The 19,407-nt window shown below is 59.9% G+C and carries 17 protein-coding genes; 5 read left to right on the plus strand and 12 right to left on the minus strand.

All coding sequences use genetic code 11. The features are described 5' to 3' along the window. The first annotated feature begins 51 nt into the window (after positions 1-51). Positions 52-960, plus strand: a complete 909-nt coding sequence (locus LJX92_RS24580) for an acyltransferase (RefSeq protein WP_228309056.1) — start codon at positions 52-54, stop codon at positions 958-960. Positions 961-1,052: 92 nt separating this feature from the next. On the opposite strand, the gene LJX92_RS24585 is transcribed toward LJX92_RS24580, so the two are convergent. Together LJX92_RS24585 and LJX92_RS24590 are read right to left on the minus strand one after the other, a co-directional pair. After that, positions 1,053-2,153: a hypothetical protein gene (locus tag LJX92_RS24585; RefSeq protein WP_228309057.1), complete on the minus strand. Its 1,101-nt coding sequence runs from the start codon at positions 2,151-2,153 to the stop codon at positions 1,053-1,055. Positions 2,154-2,347: 194 nt separating this feature from the next. After that, positions 2,348-2,920 carry a DUF2780 domain-containing protein gene (locus LJX92_RS24590; RefSeq protein ID WP_032879089.1) on the minus strand — a complete coding sequence of 191 codons (573 nt, stop codon included), beginning with the start codon at positions 2,918-2,920 and terminating at the stop codon, positions 2,348-2,350. A gap of 136 nt (positions 2,921-3,056) precedes the next feature. Between LJX92_RS24590 and LJX92_RS24595 the strand changes: the two genes are divergently transcribed. Beyond that, entirely contained in the window at positions 3,057-3,515 is a 459-nt protein-coding gene (locus LJX92_RS24595; RefSeq protein ID WP_005792120.1) for an anti-sigma factor domain-containing protein, read from the plus strand. A 202-nt stretch (positions 3,516-3,717) separates the two neighbouring features. Here LJX92_RS24595 and fdhA read toward each other — a convergent pair whose 3' ends face one another. The 8 genes from fdhA to LJX92_RS24635 form a co-directional block, all read right to left on the minus strand. After that, positions 3,718-4,917: a formaldehyde dehydrogenase, glutathione-independent gene (gene fdhA / locus LJX92_RS24600; protein ID WP_005792122.1), complete on the minus strand. Its 1,200-nt coding sequence runs from the start codon at positions 4,915-4,917 to the stop codon at positions 3,718-3,720. Positions 4,918-5,103: 186 nt separating this feature from the next. Further along, positions 5,104-5,961, minus strand: coding sequence for a formyltetrahydrofolate deformylase (gene purU, locus LJX92_RS24605; RefSeq protein ID WP_005792124.1), 858 nt, complete (start codon positions 5,959-5,961; stop codon positions 5,104-5,106). A gap of 10 nt (positions 5,962-5,971) precedes the next feature. Then, positions 5,972-6,604: a sarcosine oxidase subunit gamma gene (locus LJX92_RS24610; protein WP_032879088.1), complete on the minus strand. Its 633-nt coding sequence runs from the start codon at positions 6,602-6,604 to the stop codon at positions 5,972-5,974. 130 nt (positions 6,605-6,734) lie between these two features. Next, entirely contained in the window at positions 6,735-9,752 is a 3,018-nt protein-coding gene (locus LJX92_RS24615; RefSeq protein ID WP_032879087.1) for a sarcosine oxidase subunit alpha, read from the minus strand. Next, complete coding sequence (locus LJX92_RS24620; RefSeq protein ID WP_027605979.1) at positions 9,749-10,051, minus strand: sarcosine oxidase subunit delta; 303 nt, start codon at positions 10,049-10,051, stop codon at positions 9,749-9,751. Before LJX92_RS24620 ends, LJX92_RS24615 begins: the two co-directional genes overlap by 4 nt. Before the next feature lie 15 nt (positions 10,052-10,066). Next, on the minus strand, positions 10,067-11,317 hold the full coding sequence (locus LJX92_RS24625; protein WP_003176546.1) for a sarcosine oxidase subunit beta: 1,251 nt from the start codon (positions 11,315-11,317) through the stop codon (positions 10,067-10,069). A gap of 22 nt (positions 11,318-11,339) precedes the next feature. Next, positions 11,340-12,593, minus strand: coding sequence for a serine hydroxymethyltransferase (glyA, locus tag LJX92_RS24630; protein ID WP_032879086.1), 1,254 nt, complete (start codon positions 12,591-12,593; stop codon positions 11,340-11,342). A gap of 235 nt (positions 12,594-12,828) precedes the next feature. Continuing rightward, entirely contained in the window at positions 12,829-13,557 is a 729-nt protein-coding gene (locus tag LJX92_RS24635) for a TraX family protein (RefSeq protein ID WP_228309058.1), read from the minus strand. Between the two features lie 90 nt (positions 13,558-13,647). On the opposite strand from LJX92_RS24635, the gene LJX92_RS24640 reads away from it, so the two are divergent. Further along, a complete protein-coding gene (locus tag LJX92_RS24640; RefSeq protein ID WP_032879081.1) occupies positions 13,648-14,688 on the plus strand; it encodes a threonine aldolase family protein in 1,041 nt (346 codons plus the stop codon). Positions 14,689-14,881: 193 nt separating this feature from the next. Further along, positions 14,882-15,082 (plus strand): hypothetical protein, encoded by a 201-nt coding sequence (locus tag LJX92_RS24645; RefSeq protein WP_032879079.1) that lies wholly within the window; start codon positions 14,882-14,884, stop codon positions 15,080-15,082. A gap of 94 nt (positions 15,083-15,176) precedes the next feature. Here the strand turns inward: LJX92_RS24645 and gbcB are convergent, their stop codons facing one another. Further along, positions 15,177-16,277 carry a glycine-betaine demethylase subunit GbcB gene (gbcB, locus tag LJX92_RS24650; RefSeq protein ID WP_032879077.1) on the minus strand — a complete coding sequence of 367 codons (1,101 nt, stop codon included), beginning with the start codon at positions 16,275-16,277 and terminating at the stop codon, positions 15,177-15,179. Positions 16,278-16,558: 281 nt separating this feature from the next. Between gbcB and gbcA the strand changes: the two genes are divergently transcribed. Beyond that, positions 16,559-17,854, plus strand: coding sequence for a glycine-betaine demethylase subunit GbcA (gbcA, locus tag LJX92_RS24655; RefSeq protein ID WP_032879076.1), 1,296 nt, complete (start codon positions 16,559-16,561; stop codon positions 17,852-17,854). Positions 17,855-18,632: 778 nt separating this feature from the next. Here the strand turns inward: gbcA and LJX92_RS24660 are convergent. After that, on the minus strand, positions 18,633-19,403 hold the full coding sequence (locus LJX92_RS24660) for an electron transfer flavoprotein subunit beta (protein ID WP_005792147.1): 771 nt from the start codon (positions 19,401-19,403) through the stop codon (positions 18,633-18,635). Positions 19,404-19,407: the final 4 nt, after the last annotated feature.

Here is a 19,407-nt window from a genome sequence, read left to right on the forward strand (position 1 = left end):
TAGACTCACCTTGCTTATCATGGCCCACCCACAAGATTCCAAGAGTTATTTATGCGCCGCCTGCTCACCGGCTGTTTGGTCACACTGCTGCTGTTACTCAACACGCTGATCCTGATCGGCCCCTTGATGGTGTTTGCCCTGCTCAAGCTGGTGGCGCCGGGCCGCTCGCGTGACTATGCGTCCTGGGCGGTGATGTGGATCGCCGAGACCTGGGCCGAGATCGACAAGTTGATTTTCTCGCTGAGCATCCCCACCCAATGGGATATTCGCGGCGGTGAGAACCTGCGCAGTGACACCTCCTACCTGGTCATCAGCAACCACCAATCCTGGGTCGATATTCCGGCGCTGATCCAGGCGCTGAACCGGCGCACGCCGTTCTTCAAATTCTTCCTGAAAAAAGAGCTGATCTGGGTGCCCTTCCTCGGCCTGGCCTGGTGGGCGCTGGATTACCCGTTCATGAAGCGCTACACCAAGGCATTTCTGGCCAAGCATCCTGAACTGGCAGGGCAGGATCTGAAAATCACCAAAGAGGCCTGCGAGCTATTCAAGCGCCAGCCGGTGACGGTGGTCAATTACCTGGAAGGCACGCGGTTCAGCGAGGCCAAGCGCGCGCAACAGGATTCACCCTTTACCCGGCTACTCAAGCCCAAGGCAGGCGGCGTCGCGTTTGTACTGGCGGCGATGGGTGAACAGCTGGACGCGGTACTCGACGTCACCGTGGTCTACCCGCAACACAAGATCCCGGGGTTCTGGGACTTGATCAGTGGCGCGGTGCCGAAGGTGATCGTGGATATCCGCACCCGCGAGCTGGACCCGGCGTTGTGGCAAGGGGATTACGAGAATGATCCGGCGTTTCGCCAGACCGTCCAGAACTGGGTCAACCAGCTCTGGGCGGAAAAGGACCGTCGAATCCATGAACTGCTGGAAAACGACGGCATGCAATGCGAAAGCCAACGATGATGGAACCTTCCAAGGTCATACACGAGACCTTGAAAGGTAATCCATAGTGGTGTCTTGCTTCCTGCAGCTCCCTACTGTTTCGACGCTACCGCTCAAGCCAGCTCATTTATGCTGTTGCGCAGAGCATCTCGTACCTGCGTAGGGTTGGTCCTGTCAAAAAGGGAATCCAAAGCAGTGCGCATCTTTGCTGATGCTTGCGAGATATCGCCTCCAGCGGCCTGGACGCCCAACACCTCAACGAGATTGGAAATCACTGCGTCAGCGGAAGCCTGCACAGACGAGGGCACATTTGCCAAATCGCTGCGCGGCACTCCGGATGCATCAACCTCTTTTGGTTGGCCGTCCTCACCCTTCACAAGGTGCACACCGCCTTCAGGCAACGGTTTGTCTACCGGCCACTCTTTAGCAGCAATGACTGCTTCTGGTTGACCGTCCGTACCCTTCACAAGGTGCACGCCACCTTCAGGCAACGGTTTGTCTACCGGCCACTCTTTAGCAGCAGTGACTGCTTCTGGTTGACCGTCCGCACCCTTCACAAGGTGCACGCCGCCTTCAGGCAACGGTTTGTCTACCGGCCACTCTTTAGCAGCAGTGACTGCTTCTGGTTGACCGTCCGCACCCTTCACAAGGTGCACGCCGCCTTCAGGCAACAGTTTGTCTACCGGCCACTCTTTAGCAGCAGTGACTGCTTCTGGTTGACCGTCCGCACCCTTCACAAGGTGCACGCCGCCTTCAGGCAACGGTTTGTCTACCGGCCACTCTTTAGCAGCAGTGACTGCTTCTGGTTGACCGTCCGCACCATTCACAAGGTGCACGCCGCCTTCAGGCAACGGTTTGCCTGCCGGCCACTCTTTAGCAGCAGTGACTGCTTCTGGTTGACCGTCCGCACCCTTCACAAGGTGCACGCCGCCTTCAGGCAACAGTTTGTCTGCCGGCCACTCTTTGGCCCGAGCATTGGTAGAACCCGAGATTTGTTGCAGCCCAGACATCAAGTTATTGAGTGCCCGCTCAGGATTCGATCCGTTAGCGACGGCACTCAGATCGTTGCGCAAGTTCTGCAGCAAATTCGCGCTCAACCCCAGGTTATGCAACACATTGTGGTCGATCAGCCCAGCCTTGCTGGCCGGCACATTGGCGCCAACCTGGTTGTATATATTCTGGAGTGTGGTTTGCAGCTGGTTAATAGAACTCATCAGGCACCATGTAGTTAGTTCGTCGATTGACCTTCGAACAGCACCACGTGATGCTGCGAAAGTTACTACTACGTGGCACCCAACTTTCCTGCCGTTCCTACTGGTTCACTACAATTTATTTCGTCCACATCCAACGCATCATGAAAGATGATTCAGAAATAACTATAGGAAACGCGATTCTTGGAGAAGGCCGCTTAACTGCTGGCCCCCCAAGCCTGGGCAAGCTTGCCCAGCACCGAGTCGCTGGCGCCTTGCCCGCCCAGGTATTTGAGGATCACCGGGGCAAACTGGCTTACCATGCCACTGTCCATGCCCAAGGCACTGAACGCGGTATTCAGGTCGTTGGTGTTCTTCACGTTACCCAGCAAACCATCAAGGCCGCTGGTCTTGCTGCCGCCGCTCTGGCCGAGCATCCCGCTTAAAGCGCCGAGACTGCCCAATGCGTTGTTACCCGACAATTGATCGAGGCCCGGCACGCTGTTGCCCAGTTGCGAATAGTCGTTGCCGCTCAGTTTGTTCTTGGCCAGGCCCAGCATGGCGCCCGTGCCGCCCACCGCTTGCTCGGGGGTGATGTTCAGTTGCGAGGTCAGGGCGCTCAGCAGGCCGGCCGTCTCGGACGAGGGTGCGGCGGCAGCGGCTTTGTTGTTGCCACCCTGCATACCGGAAATCGCGTTGGCTGCATCGCCAAGGCTGAAACCTGCGGCGAACACCGGGCCGGCGGCCATGGACAGCAGGCAGGAAAGGGCAAAACCGCGTGAAATCTTCATCAATACAACCTCAGGAGATGGATGCAAAAGCAAGCGTTGGACTAGGTATCCCGTCGGTTGTTCCAAGCCCTGCCCGGAACCCAATCGGGATAATCGGGTCCATGGACAGACTACAAAATTTGTCGAGACGAGACTTATGACTGCGATCCAACCCCAAGTGATTGAGCAAAAGCCTCCATTCTGGAGCCGCCCACGCCTGTTCATCGGCGCCTGTGTGGTGGTGGTTGCCGGTATCGGCGGCGCCCTCTACACCCAGGACAGCGTCAAATCCGCGGCAACGCTGGTGAACACTACCCAGCAGCCGGCCGCGCAAATCATGGCCCACAAGGATTATCTTGAAGTGCAGCCGATTGCCTCCACGGCGCCGGCGCCAGACCAAAGCCTGGAGCTGTGGGCAATCCCTAAAGATGGCACACCGGTGTCGCTGGGCCTGTTGCCGGAAGACGGCGAGGGCATCATCGGCCTGAACCCGCGCCAGCAGGAAACCATCAGCAAGCCGGTGGAGTTGATGGTGAGTTCGGAGACCAAGGGTGGCTCCATCAGCAAACAACCGACAGGCCCGACTGTATACCAGGGCGCACTGGCCACTCGCTGATTCCTAAACACCATAAAACCCTTGTGGGAGGGGGCTTGCTCCCGATAGCGGCAGGCCAGTCACAGCAGTACCGACTGACCCACCGCTATCGAGAGCAAGCCCCCTCCCACATTTGATCTTCATCAGCCGGCGTTTGCAGGCTTAAGCGCAGACGCAAAAAAGGGCGACCCAAGGGTCGCCCTTTGTCATTTGCCCAACGCTTTTACGCCGCACTGAACAACTTATGCGGATCAATCACAAACTTCTTCGGTACACCCGCGTCGAACTCGCCATACCCGCGTGGCGCATCGTCCAGGCTGATCACCTGCACGCCGACGATCTCGGCGATATTGATCCGGTCCCACATGATCGCCTGCATCAGTTGGCGGTTGTACTTCATCACTGGCGTCTGCCCGGTGTGGAAGCTGTGGGATTTGGCCCAACCCAGACCGAAGCGAATGCTCAGGCTGCCCATTTTCGCGGCGGCATCGACAGCACCCGGATCTTCGGTGACGTAAAGGCCAGGGATACCGATCTTGCCTGCCACACGCACCACGCCCATCAGTGAGTTGAGCACGGTGGCCGGGGCTTCGGCCTTGACACCGTCGTGGCCATGGCCGCGTGCTTCAAAGCCTACGCAGTCGACGGCGCAATCCACTTCCGGTTCGCCCAGCAACGCAGCAATCTGTTCGTGCAGCGGCGTATCGGTGGACAGGTCGACGATTTCAAAACCCTGGGCCTTGGCGTGGGCCAGGCGGATGGAATTGACGTCGCCAATGATTACAACGGCTGCACCCAACAGCCGTGCCGAGGCAGCAGCGGCCAGACCGACCGGGCCGGCACCGGCGATGTAAACGGTGCTGCCCGGGCCAACGCCGGCAGTGACGGCGCCGTGGTAGCCGGTGGGCAAGATGTCGGAGAGGCAGGTCAGGTCACGGATTTTCTCCATGGCCTTGTCGCGGTCCGGCAGTTTGAGCAGGTTGAAGTCGGCGTACGGCACCAGCACGTACTCGGCCTGGCCGCCGGTCCAGTCGCCCATGTCGACGTAGCCGTAGGCACCACCGGCACGCGCCGGGTTGACGGTCAGGCACACGCCGGTGTGTTGCTCCTTGCACGAGCGGCAGCGGCCGCACGCGACGTTGAACGGCACGGAAACCAGGTCGCCGATTTTCAGGTTCTCGACGTCGCTGCCCTTCTCGATCACTTCGCCGGTGATTTCATGCCCCAGCACCAGGCCGGTCTGGGCAGTAGTGCGGCCACGCACCATGTGTTGGTCGGAGCCGCAGATGTTGGTGGAGACCACGCGCAGGATGACGCCGTGCTCAATCTTCCTGCCGCGCGGGTCCTGCATTTTGGGATAGTCGATTTTCTGTACTTCGACCTTGCCGTTGCCGAGATACACGACACCACGATTACCAGACATGCTTTCACCTCGCTGTTGTTTTTATGGAACTGCGTTGCCGCTTGGGTGGGCAGCGCGTTAGTGCTCGGGTACAGATGCTGTTTCTTGTGTTGCTTGTAAGGGCCTCATCGCAGGCAAGCCAGCACCCACAGTGGATCGGGTTCATCCATCCTGGAATGTGGGAGCTGGCTTGCCTGCGATAGCGATCTAAAGAACGACGGTGCGATTGGCATTCAAGAACACCCGCCGCTCAATGTGATACCCCACCGCACGCGCCAATGTGAGCCCTTCGATATCACGGCCCTTGGCGATCAAATCCTCGGGATAGTGGCTGTGATCAACCACCTCCACACCCTGGGCGATGATCGGCCCCTCATCCAAATCGTTGTTGATGTAATGCGCCGTGGCTCCCACCAGTTTCACGCCCTTGTTGTACGCCTGGTGATACGGCTTGGCGCCCTTGAACCCCGGCAGCAACGAGTGATGAATGTTGATGGCCTTGCCATCCAGCTTGCGGCACAGCTCCGGCGACAGCACCTGCATGTAGCGCGCAAGGATCACCAGTTCGGCGCCGGTGTCTTCCACCACTTGCCACACCTGCCGCTCCTGGGACGGTTTGTCGTTGGGGTCGAGCGGGAAATGGTAGTAGGGAATCTGGTGCCAGTCGGCCAACGGCTTGAGATCGGGGTGGTTGGACACCACCGCGACCACGTCCATCGACAGTTGGCCGATACGCTGGCGGTACAGCAGGTCGTTGAGGCAGTGATCGGCCTTGGAGACCATGATCACCACTTTCGGCCGATAGTTCGGCGCCGTCAGCTCGAAGATCATGCCGAAGGCTTCACCACGGGTCGCCAGACCATCGCGGAACGCCTGCTCGTCAAAACCGTCAGGCTGACGAAACTCCACACGAATGAAAAACCGGCCCGAGAGACGATCATCAAACGAGTGGTGCTCAGTGACGTAGCAGCCCTGCTCGAACAGGTAGCGGGTGACCGCGTCCACCGTGCCGAGCACGCTGGGGCAGTCGGCGGTCAAAATCCATGTATCGGGTGCGCGGCTCATGGGCGATTCCTCAGGCTTGAACGCTCAGACCGAATTCGGCCGAGGCATCCTGCAGCCACAACCACCAGTAATCGGAGAAGCTGCGACGGATCAGCAGTTCCCAGGTGTCTTCAGCGGTATGGCGGATCACCAATTGCGACTTGGCGAACACCGTGCCCACCGCCTTGCCCACCGGGAAATTATTGGGGTGTACGTCGTAGCTGGTGGACTTCATCAGCACATCGCGCACGTTAGGGCCGCTGAGTTCGAGAATCTGCTGGCCGCCGCTGACGTTGACGATCTGGATGTGCAAATCCCCCAAGGCGGCACGCAGGTTTTGTTCAGCGGCAAATTCATCGCCGCTCGGCACGATCAGCAGCCACTCGTCCGGGCCAAGCCATTGCAGGCTGGTCTCGCCGTTGACGGTCACGCTGAGCGGGCCGGGCAGTTCAATGCCGACGGCCTGGAGTACGCCAGCGGCGAAGGCGGCATCATGGCCATCGCCACGGATAGTCAGGTGGCCGAGGAGTTTCTTTTCACGCACGGTCACGCCGGCGTTCTTGCGGCCCTTGCCGACCAGGCTGGCGAGGTCTGCATGGTGCAGCGACGACTCAGCCTTGGCGCTGGTGGTGGGGCGTTGTTGGTAAACATTGGCTGCTGTCATAAAGCACCTTTCCTGAATTCTGTTGTGAGGCTGATGGCCTCATCGGGAGCAAGCCCCCTCCCACATTGGAAGATATTCACAAATCAAAATGTGGGAGGGGGCTTGCTCCCGATGGCCGCGACGCGGTCTATCAAATGTTCTGGCGATCACCTTTCGGGTCAAAGAACACCGAGGACACAATCTCCGCCTCGATCACGCTGCCATCGGCCTGCGGTGAGAACACCCGCTCACCGATGCGCTTCAAGCCGCCCTTCACCACGCCCATGGCAAACGAATAACCCAGGGAGTTGTGCGCATAGCTTGAAGTGACGTGACCGACCATCTTCATCGGAATCGTCTGCTTTGGATCGAACACCAACTGCGCGCCTTCCGGCAGCCATACGTTTGGATCAATCGGCTTCAAGCCCACCAGTTGCTTACGCTCTTCACGCACACAGTCTTCGCGATTCATGCCGCGCCAGCCGATCCACGAGAACGGTTTGGTACGGCCTACACACCAGCCCATGTTCAGGTCGTCCGGGGTCATCGAGCCGTCGGTGTCTTGCCCGACGATGATGAAGCCCTTCTCGGCGCGCAGGACGTGCATGGTCTCGGTGCCGTACGGGGTCAGGTTGTACTTTTTGCCGGCCTCGACGATCTTCTCCAGCACGCCCATGGCGTAGTCGGCCTGCACGTTGACTTCGTACGACAGCTCACCGGTAAACGAGATACGGAACACCCGCGCCGGTACACCGCCGACCAAACCTTCCTTCCAGGTCATGAACGGGAAGCCATCCTTGTCCAGGTCGATGTCGGTGACTTCCGCCAGCAGCTTGCGGCTGTTGGGGCCAGACAGGGTCATGGTCGCCCAATGGTCCGTGACCGAGGTGAAGTACACCTTGAGGTCAGGCCATTCGGTCTGTTGGTAGATTTCCAGCCACTGGAGAACGCGGGCGGCGCCGCCCGTGGTGGTGGTCATCAGGAAGTGGTTGTCGGCCAGACAGGCAGTGACGCCGTCGTCGAAGACCATGCCGTCTTCCTTGCACATCAGACCGTAGCGCGCCTTGCCCACATCGAGCTTGGTCCAGGCGTTGCTGTAGATGCGGTTGAGGAACTCACGCGCATCCGGGCCCTGGATATCGATCTTGCCGAGGGTGGAGGCATCCAGCAGGCCGACGCTGTCACGCACCGCCAGGCATTCGCGCTTCACCGCGGCGTGCAGATCTTCACCGTTACGCGGGAAATACCATGGGCGTTTCCACTGGCCGACATCCTCAAACTCGGCGCCGTTCTTCACGTGCCAGGCTTGCAGCGCGGTGTAGCGCACCGGTTCGAAAATGTGCCCACAGTGACGGCCCGCCACCGCGCCGAACGTCACTGGCGTGTAGTTGGGACGGAACATGGTGGTGCCCATCTGCGGGATGGTCACGTTCAGCGAACGGGCGGCGATGGCCAGGCCGTTGACGTTACCCAGCTTGCCCTGGTCAGTACCGAAGCCCAGCGCGGTGTAGCGTTTGACGTGCTCGACCGATTCGAAACCTTCGCGGGTGGCCAGTTCGATGGCGGCTGCGGTGACGTCATTTTGCAGGTCGACAAATTGCTTCGGCGCCCGTGCAGTGGCTTTTTCGTGGGGCACCTGGAACAGCGCCAGCGTCGGCTCCTCCAGACGGCTCAAGGCTTTAGGCAGCACACCTTCCACCGGCGCAAAACCAGCTTCACTGGCCGCACGCACGCCGCCTTCAAAACCATCGGCGAGGGAATCGCCAAGGCCGTAGACACCGTTGATACCGCCGACGCACACGCGTTTCTGCGGCGCTTCGCCCGGCACAAAACCGAGGATATCTTCACGCCAGGTCGGTTTGCCACCCAGGTGCGAGGCCAAGTGGACCACCGGGCTGTAACCGCCGGAACTGGCGACCAGGTCGCAGTCCAGCCACTCGCCGGGGCTGGTGACTTTGTGCGCTTTCACATCGATCGCGGCCACGCGGGCAGCGGTCACATGCTTGCTGCCACGCGCTTCGATCACGGCGCTGCCGGTGAGGATGCGAATGCCTTTGGCGCGGGCTTCTTCCACCAGCGCGCCACGTGGGTTGTGACGGGCATCAGCCACCGCCACCACCGAAAGGCCCGCATCAAACCAGTCCAGCGCGACGCGATAGGCATGGTCGTTGTTGGTCGACAGCAGCAGTTTTTTGCCCGGCGCCACACCGTAGCGGCGCACATAGGTAGAGACCGCTCCGGCCAGCATATTGCCCGGCACATCGTTGTTGCCGTACACCAGCGGACGCTCGCACGCACCGGTGGCCAGCACCACGCGCTTGGCACGCACACGGTGGATACGCTGACGCACCACGCCAATCGGCGCACGGTCACCGAGGTGATCGGTGAGGCGCTCGTGAATGGTCAGGAAGTTATGGTCGTGGTAGCCGTTGACGGTGGCGCGGGGCAGCAGTACCACGTCCGGCAGGGCTTTCAATTCGGCAATGACGCTGGCAACCCACTCAGTGGCCGGCTTGCCGTCGAGGCTTTCACGGGAATCGAGCAGCGAGCCACCGAACTCTTCCTGCTCGTCGGCGATGATCACCCGCGCACCGCTGCGCGCAGCGGCCAATGCAGCCGCGAGGCCGGCAGGGCCTGCGCCCACGACCAGCACGTCGCAATGACGGTTGAAGTTGTCGTAGGTGTCCGGGTCGTTCTCGGTCGGCGAGCGGCCTAAGCCTGCGGCCTTGCGGATGTACTTCTCGTAGGTCATCCAGAACGACTGCGGGTACATGAACGTTTTGTAGTAGAAGCCCGGCGGCATCAGCTTGCCGCCGACCTTGCCGAGAATGCCCATCACGTCGTTGTTAACGTTCGGCCAGCCGTTGGTGCTGGTGGCAACCAGGCCCTGGTACAGCGCCTGTTGGGTGGCGCGCACGTTAGGAATTTGCGTGGCTTCGGTAGCACCGATCTGCAGCACTGCGTTCGGCTCTTCGGCGCCGGCGGCGAAGATGCCCCGTGGGCGCGAATACTTGAAGCTGCGACCGATGATGTCGACGCCGTTGGCCAGCAACGCGGCGGCCAGGGTATCGCCTTCAAAGCCTTTGTAAGTCTGGCCGTTGAAACTGAAAGTCAGGACTTTATTGCGGTCGATGCGGCCACCGTTGGACAGGCGATTGATCTGGCTCATACCTTCTCTCCAGAAGCCTTGGCGGTGAACTGGGGTTTTTCGCCAATCTTGTAGGTTTCAAGAATTTCGTAGGTGACGGTGTCGCGGGTGGCATTGAAGTACTGGCGGCAACCGGCGGCATGGATCCACAGTTCGTGGTGCAGGCCGCGAGGGTTGTCGCGGAAGAACATGTAATCGCCCCACTCTTCATCGGTGCAGGCATTCGGATCCAGTGGGCGCGGGATGTGCGCTTGGCCGGACGCGTGGAATTCCTCTTCGGAGCGCAGTTCGCCGCAGTGAGGACAGAAGATATGCAACATAGGGAATTTCTCCTGTTAGTGGGCGACGGCCGCAGCGCCGTGTTCGTCGATCAGCGCACCGTTGTGGAAACGGTCGATGGAGAAAGGCGCGGCCAATGGGTGCATTTCACCTTTGGCCAGGCTGGCAGCAAACACGTTGCCTGAGCCCGGCGTGGCCTTGAAGCCACCGGTGCCCCAACCGCAGTTGAAGAACATGTTCGGTACCGGGGTCTTGGAGATGATCGGGCAGGCATCCGGCGTGGTGTCGACGATGCCGCCCCACTGGCGGTTCATGCGCACCCGCGACAGCACCGGGAACATCTCGACGATGGCCTGAATGGTGTGCTCAATGACCGGGTACGAACCACGCTGGCCGTAGCCGTTGTAGCCGTCGATACCGGCACCGATCACCAGGTCGCCCTTGTCGGACTGGCTGATGTAGCCGTGCACGGCGTTAGACATGATCACGCTGTCGATAATCGGCTTGATCGGCTCCGACACCAACGCTTGCAACGGGTGAGATTCGATCGGCAGGCGGAAACCGGCCAGCGAGGCCATGTGCCCGGAGTTACCGGCAGTGACGACGCCGACGCGCTTGGCGCCGATAAAGCCCTTGTTGGTTTCCACACCGATGCACACGCCGTTTTCCTTGCGGAACCCGATCACTTCGGTTTGCTGGATCAAGTCCACGCCCAAGGCATCGGCAGCACGGGCAAAGCCCCAGGCTACGGCATCGTGACGGGCTACGCCGCCGCGACGTTGCACGGTGGCGCCCAGCACGGGGTAGCGGGTGTTTTTCGAGCAGTCCAGGTATGGAATCTCGTCAGCTACTTGCTGGGCATTGAGCAGTTCGCCGTCCACGCCGTTGAGGCGGTTGGCGCTCACACGGCGTTCGGAGTCGCGGATGTCTTGCAGGGTGTGGCACAGGTTGTACACGCCGCGCTGGGAGAACATCACGTTGTAGTTGAGGTCCTGAGACAAACCTTCCCAGAGTTTCATCGCATGTTCGTACAAATGCGCGGACTCGTCCCACAGGTAGTTGGAACGCACGATGGTGGTATTGCGCGCAGTGTTACCGCCGCCCAGCCAGCCTTTCTCGACCACAGCCACGTTGGTGATGCCGTGCTCCTTGGCCAAGTAGTAGGCGGTCGCCAGACCATGCCCGCCGCCACCGACGATGACCACGTCGTAGACTTTTTTCGGCGTGGGCGTGCGCCACATTTTCTGCCAGTTTTCGTGATGGCTGAGGGAGTGCTTGAAGAGGCCGAAGCCTGAGTAGCGTTGCATAGTCATTACTCCAAAACCGCGCTCAGCGATAAACCGGAAAATCAGCGCACAGGGCAGACACGTGTTTGGCCACGTTGGCCTCGACATCGGCGTCGCCGAGGTTGTCGAGGATGTCGCAGATCCAGCCAGCCAACTCGATGCACTGCGGCACCTTGAAACCACGGGTGGTCACCGCCGGAGTGCCGATGCGCAGGCCCGAGGTCACGAACGGCGACTGCGGGTCATTCGGCACGGCGTTCTTGTTGACGGTGATGTGGGCGCGACCGAGGGCGGCGTCCGCGTCTTTGCCGGTGAGGCCCTGACGGATCAGGCTGACCAGGAACAAGTGGTTATCGGTGCCGCCGGAGACCACATCGTAGCCACGCTTGATGAACACCTCGGCCATCGCCTGGGCGTTGTCGATCACTTGTTGCTGATACGCTTTGAAGCCGGGCTCCAGCGCTTCCTTGAAGCACACCGCCTTGCCGGCGATCACATGCATCAGCGGGCCGCCCTGGGCACCGGGGAACACCGCAGCATTGAGTTTCTTTTCAATAGCTTCGTTGGCCTTGGCCAGAATCAGGCCGCCCCGTGGACCGCGCAGGGTCTTGTGGGTAGTGGTAGTGACCACGTCGGCGTAGGGCAGCGGGTTCGGGTATAGGCCGGCGGCCACCAGGCCGGCGACGTGGGCCATGTCGACGAACAGCAGCGCGCCCACTTTGTCGGCAATCTGACGGAAGCGTGGGAAATCCAGGGTTTTGGAGTAGGCAGAGAAACCGGCCACCACCATCTTCGGCTGGTGCTCGACCGCCAGGCGCTCGACTTCGTCGTAGTCGATCAGGCCGGTGTCGGTGTTGATGCCGTATTGCACTGCGTTGTACAGCTTGCCCGAGGACGACACTTTGGCACCGTGAGTCAGGTGACCGCCGTGGGCCAGGCTCATGCCCAGAATGGTGTCGCCGGCATTGATCAGCGCCAGGTACACCGCGCTGTTGGCGGACGAACCGGAGTGCGGCTGCACGTTGGCGTAATCGGCGCCGAACAGCTGCTTGGCGCGCTCGATGGCCAGTGCCTCGACCTTGTCCACATGCTCGCAGCCACCGTAGTAGCGCTTGCCCGGGTAGCCTTCGGCGTATTTGTTGGTCAGGCCGCTGCCTTGGGCTTGCATGACGCGCTTGCTGGTGTAGTTCTCCGACGCGATCAGCTCGATATGGTCTTCCTGACGCTGCTCCTCGGCATTCATGGCCGCCAGCAGTGCGTCGTCATATCCCTGGATCTGGTCTTGTTTGCTGAACATCGCGTCTCTCCCAGCCTTTCGTATTGTTGAAGCCCTCGCAGGGCCCTTTGATGCGATGGTAGGGCTGGCGCGTACAGGTCAAATGCCTGCGCACGCCACGCAAAGGTGCGTTTACGACATGGACTGAAGAATGTGCAAAGCTTGTGTGGGAGCTGGCTTGCCTGCGATGGCATCGCTGCGGTGCAACTGGCAGACCGAGGTGTCTGCATCGCAGGCAAGCCAACTCCCACAGGGGTCAGGCGATGAGCTTGCGAACGAGTAGCAACAGAAGAAAATGCATGGGATACAGGGCATAGGCCCAGCGCCGCATGGCGGGTGGATTGGCGTTTTTGCCATGTCGCAATAAGACCAATCCTGCCAGCGGCGCAATCAGACATGCAGCCAACCCCAACTGCGCCACAGGCGTGCCGCTATTCAGCAGAATCTGCCATTGATTCGCGGCGACACAGACCAGCCCCGGCAGCACGCTGAAATACCAAGGCCGGCGAAACACCAACAGCATCGCCAGTGGCAGCAATACACCAAAGAAACCGAACATCAACTGGGTTGAAAACACAGCTGCTATTGTGACGGCGATCAGCGCCAATCCTCGATCAACCAACGCCTTCTGCTGCCAACCTCGGGCAACCAGCAGGCCCAGCGCCAGAGTCGGCAACACGTTCAAGGTATCGGCATCTTCGATGAACATCCGATAAGGCACTTCGCTGATCACGCTGAACAGCAGCAACCACCCCAGGTAGCGCCGATGGCCGGTCACCGGAGCGTTCCGGGCCCTGTGCAAATTGGCCGCAATCGCCAGGCAAAACCACGGGAACGCCAGGCGCCCAGGCACATACAGCCCATCCAGGCTCAACCCCACATAGCGCAGGTGATCGAGCACCATGCTCAGCAGCGCCAGCCACTTGAGTAAGTCCAAAGCGCCATCTCGGACACGTCCGACAGGCAAGGTATGAGTACCGTGCATAATTCCCCAACGACTTTGCATTTACAGAGCGTGCGCGCCCCTGACAATCTTGGTTAAAGTGCGCACCAACATCGACCACAGGAATGGGCCATGACCGACAAGAGCCAACAATTCGCCAGCGACAACTATTCCGGCATCTGCCCGGAAGCCTGGGCCGCCATGGAACAAGCCAACCACGGCCATCAACGCGCTTACGGTGATGACGAGTGGACCCATCGCGCCGCCGACGGTTTCCGCAATTTGTTCGAAACCGACTGCGAAGTGTTCTTCGCCTTCAACGGCACCGCCGCCAACTCCCTGGCACTGTCCTCGCTGTGCCAGAGCTACCATAGCGTGATTTGCTCGGAAACCGCCCACGTTGAAACCGACGAATGCGGCGCACCGGAGTTTTTCTCCAATGGCTCCAAGCTGCTCACTGCACGCACCGAGAACGGCAAGCTGACCCCGGAATCGATCCGCGAGATCGCCCTCAAGCGCCAGGACATCCACTACCCCAAACCGCGCGTGGTCACCCTGACCCAGGCCACCGAAGTCGGCAGCGTGTACACCCCGGAAGAAATCCGCGCCATCAGCGCCACCTGCAAAGAGCTGGGCCTGAACCTGCACATGGACGGTGCCCGCTTCTCCAACGCCTGCGCGTTCCTGGGTTGCTCACCGGCCGACCTGACCTGGAAAGCCGGGGTGGACGTGCTGTGCTTTGGCGGCACCAAGAACGGCATGGCGGTGGGTGAAGCCATCCTGTTCTTCAATCACAAGCTGGCCGAAGACTTCGACTACCGCTGCAAACAGGCTGGCCAGTTGGCATCAAAGATGCGCTTCCTGTCCGCCCCGTGGGTAGGCTTGCTGGAAAACGATGCCTGGCTCAAGCACGCACGCCACGCCAACCACTGCGCGCAATTGCTCAGCAGCCTGGTTGCGGACATCCCCGGCGTGGAATTGATGTTCCCTGTGCAAGCCAACGGCGTATTCCTGCAACTCTCGGAGCCAGCCATTGCGGGGCTTACAGCCAAGGGTTGGCGCTTCTACACCTTTATCGGTAAAGGTGGGGCGCGATTCATGTGTGCGTGGGACACAGAAGAAGAGCGTGTACGAGAATTAGCCGCCGATATCAGGGAAGTCATGAGGGCTTAACGTGGGAATTCGGCCAGCGAATACTGGCCGATTGCCAAGTCTGTTTTTTGATATTTCTGACAGCTACGCGCTGGATATTCGTTGACTAGCCTCTTGGTACCCGGAAGGAAAACGCAGTCATAACCGCCACTTTCCGGGTTCGCTACCCGCCGAATAATCGGCTGGAAACGTAAATCCAATGGAGAGCTTAATCATGGAATATCAAAGCAACGGCAACACCCTGCAAAGCGATGGCACTATCAGCACCACGGTGATTGACTGGGATGAGTTCAGGAAGTACGCAAAGATCGGCGATACGATCCGCGAGCCTTCAAGGACGCTGAGGATCTACGACAAGGTCTATGAACTGACAGCATCCGGCCAGCACTTCGTCGTGCATATCTACGCGCAGTAACTGTTAACCCTTGAAGCCCGCGCCGAAGACTCATGACCCTCGGCGCGCAGCCGACCGGCCATTCCCACGCTCCTGCGTGGGAATGTGCAGGGTATTAGAACTCGATGCGCACATCGCCCTTGGGCACGCTGCAGCACGACAGGATGTAACCTTCGGCTTCGTCTTCCTCGGTGATCCCGCCGTTGTGTTCCATCTCCACCTCCCCGCCCAGCTTCATCACCTTGCACGTGCCGCAGATACCCATGCCGCAGGCTTTGGGGATCAACAGGCCAAGCTTGGCAGCTGCTGCGTGGACAGTCTCGCCGGGGGCCACCCGAATGCTTTTGCCCGATGCGATGAACTCCACCTGGTGCAGATCCGCGAGGTCGATTTCCGGCGCATCCGCCGCTTGCTCGGCCTGCTCCACGGCGTCAGCCCGCGCTTCCGGCGGCGTCGCACCAAAGGATTCTTCGTGATAACGCGCCATATCGAAACCGGCGGTTTCCAGCAGGCGTTTCACTGCGCTCATGTAAGGCGTCGGGCCGCAACAGAATACTTCGCGCTCCAGGAAGTCCGGCACCATCAGTTCCAGCATCTTGTGATTCAGATAACCGCGGTAGCCGGCCCAGGGTTCACCCAGGCCATGCTTTTCGCAAATCAGGTGCAAGCTGAAATTGTCGATCCGCGACGCCATGTGCTCCAGCTCGCGGTGGTAGATGATGTCCTTGGGTGAACGCGCACTGTGAACAAAGGTCATGTCGACATTAGCGTTGGTGTCGTAGAACCAGCGCGCCATGGACATGACTGGGGTGATCCCCACCCCGCCGCTCAGGTACAGCACTTTCGGGCTGGGGAAGTCGATCGCGTTGAACAGCCCGACAGGTCCGTGCACCGCCAGCTCCTGGCCCTCGTGCAGCGTGTCATGCAGCCAGTTGGACACACGCCCGCCCGGTACACGCTTGATGGTTACCGAAAAGCTGTAAGGCACCGACGGTGAACTGGAGATCGTGTAGGAGCGCATGATCGGCTGGCCTTCGATTTCCAGCTCCAGGGTGACGAATTGCCCGGGCTTGAAGAAGAACAGGATCGGCTGGTCAGCCATAAAACAGAAGGTGCGCACGTCCCAGGTTTCCTGGATGACTTTGACGCAACGGACGATGTGCCGACCATTGGCCCAGGTCTGGGTGGTTACCGGATTCAGGAAATTGCTAGACATGTTGTTCTCCACCGCCGACGTCGGCCTTATGGTGGCGATTCTGCGTAACGCCGGGGCCACCCATTTACCTATCTGCGACATTCACATACTTACGGCGACCAGCCCCCAAAGACAGGGCCTTGCGCGTCGGGATCAGATTGGGCCATGTCGCCCATGGATAAGGTTCGACCCAACGCCGGGCCCACACTCGCTCCCAACAAAGACGCGTTCTTTACGCCTTGCTGCAAACCTGATCAGCCACTATTCGCCGGCCACACAGAATGGCCATGAGGACACACACGATGGACGTCACCGCAACCTTAAGCTTGGGCGATCCGCTGGAACCCGCACGCAAGGCCACCGCGCAAATGCTGCACGAGCGCGAGCGCACCTTTTCGCTGCCACAGCCGTTCTACTCTGATGAGCGGCTGTTTGATATCGACATGCAGGAGATCTTCCAGAAAGAGTGGTTGATTGCCGGCATGACCTGCGAAATCCCCACCAAGGGCAACTACCTGACCCTGCAAGTGGGCAAGAACCCGATCATCGTGATCCGTGGCGCCGAAGGCGTGGTGCATGCATTCCACAACGTCTGCCGCCACCGTGGTTCGCGCTTGTGCACCAGCGAAAAGGGCAAGGTCGCCAAACTGGTTTGCCACTACCACCAATGGACCTACGAACTGGACGGTCGCCTGTTGTTCGCCGGTACCGAGATGGGCGCCGACTTCGACATGAAGCAGTACGGCTTGAAACCGGTAAACGTGAAGACCGCCGGCGGCTACATTTTCATCAGCCTGGCCGAGACCCCGCCGGCCATCGATGACTTCCTGTCCACGCTCAGCCATTACATGGAACCCTACGACATGGAAAACACCAAGGTGGCGATCCAGACCACCTTGTTCGAAAAAGCCAACTGGAAGCTGGTGCTGGAGAACAACCGCGAGTGCTACCACTGCAACGCGTCGCACCCGGAACTACTCAAAACCCTGCTGGAATGGGACGACGTCACCGACCCGCGCGCCGACCAGGCGTTCAAGGACCACGTAGCCGCCTCCGCCGCCGCCTGGGATGCCGAGAAGATCCCTTACGCCCACGCCAGCTTCGGCCTGCGTAACCGCATCGTGCGTATGCCGCTGCTCAAGGGCACAGTGTCGATGACCCTGGACGGCAAGCAGGGCTGCGCCAAACTGATGGGCCGCATCAAGAACCCGGACCTGGGCTCGATGCGCATCCTGCACCTGCCTCATTCGTGGAACCACTGCATGGGCGACCACATCATCGTGTTCACCGTGTGGCCGATCAGCGCCCAGGAAACCATGGTCACCACCAAGTGGATCGTGCACAAGGACGCCGTGGAAGGCGTGGACTACGACGTGGAGCGCATGCGCCAGGTGTGGGACGCCACCAACGACCAGGACCGTCGCCTGGCCGAGGAGAACCAGCGCGGCATCAACTCCACCGCCTACCAGCCTGGCCCGTACTCCAAGACCTATGAGTTTGGCGTGGTGAACTTTGTGGACTGGTACAGCGAGCGCATGTTGAACAACTTGGGGGCCGCGCCTGCTCCGTACCTCAAAGGTGTGGCTGCACACGAGTAACTGACGCCCTATGGATCAAAAATGTGGGAGGGGGCTTGCTCCCGATAACGGAGTATCAGCCAATGCATGTGCAAGCTGAGCCATCCCTATCGGGAGCAAGCCCCCCCTCCCACACTTCAAGCAGACGCTGCCTACTATTTGATCAACTCTCGCGCAGACCGCTAACCCCCTGCCCTCCAGCCTTTGCCCAACAACTTATCCACAAAGCCACCCACAGCAATTGTGGGCAAGTCGGTGTGCGGCTTAAATTAAATCAAGAAAATCCGTGACTTATTTGAAACCAAGGTATCCATCCTTACCTGATCATTTATTGATCATATCTGTGCAGACCTTGATTCATATGGCCTACAGCACTAAGCGAACACCTTATCCACAGATGCACCAACAGACTTTGGGGGCAACTTTATCCAACCTGTGGAAAAGCGCACAAACCCTGCATAAATCGGGCTTCCCGGGGTTTCAATGCAGAAAAAAGCCGAAACTGATCGAATTTCGATCAACCTCCTGAAAGCCTTTGTTTACATGGCTTACAGAAGATAGCGAACATCTTATCCACAGATGCGCCAACAGACTTTGGGGGCAAGTCAGTACTGCCAACCGGGAAAACTCCTGGAAAAACCGCAGTTTAGGCTGGCTATTTTTCGTACAGAGGGCTGCAAGGCTTGATACATAGGGGGTGTGGACAACCGCGAACAGGTTATCCACAAGCGGATCAACAGCGATTGTGGGTAAACCGCAGAACTCATGCGGGAGGGAGCGCGCCCCCTCCCACAGCGGATCAGCGTACGACACCCTCTTCAATCAACAGCTTGAGAATCGCCTGAGCGCCCTCTTCAGCACTCACACCCTTGAGCACCTGCCCACCACCGCCACTGGCCTTGGCCGTGGCAGCCTTCATACGGTCGGCGCCGCTCTTGGCCTTGATCACCTTGAGACGCTTGGGCCTTGGCTTGGCCGGTTGCAGCAGGGCGCCTGTGAATAACTCGTCCTGTTCGATCTCCACCTCATGGGCCGCCAGTTCGCCACGTTGCGCCGGGCCGTATGCACTCTGGCGCGGTTTGGGCGCAGCGTTATCCACGGTGGCCAGAAACGGCAGGCGCACTTTCAGGCGCCGCCGCTGGCCGCGAGGCAAGGCTTGCAGTACATGGGCCACGCCGGCGTCGATGGATTCCACCTGGGCCAACCCTACAACCAGGGGCCAGCCCAATTGTTCTGCCAGCAGAAACGGCAACATGCCCGAGCCTTCACCGGTTTCCGCCTGACTGCCGGTGAGTACCACCTGGGCGCCGGCGTCATGCAGGTATTCACTGAGTACCGGCAAGGCATCGGCGCCGGGCGGTTGTTCCAGTACATGCAGTTGCGCCAGCCCCATCCCAAGGTAGCTGCGCAAGGTCGGCTCGTTGATATCGCCGGCGTGCAGCACCTGCAACTTATCCCCAGCCATTTGCAGGCCCAGCTCGACAGCGCGGGCGTCCTGCTCCGCACGGCGCGGGCGCCCGGAAGTGGGGTGGGCGCCGATGGATACCAAGCTGATTACAGTGGTTGTCATGGTC

The organism is Pseudomonas sp. HN8-3 (assembly GCF_020790195.1).
Lineage (GTDB): Bacteria > Pseudomonadota > Gammaproteobacteria > Pseudomonadales > Pseudomonadaceae > Aquipseudomonas > Aquipseudomonas synxantha_A.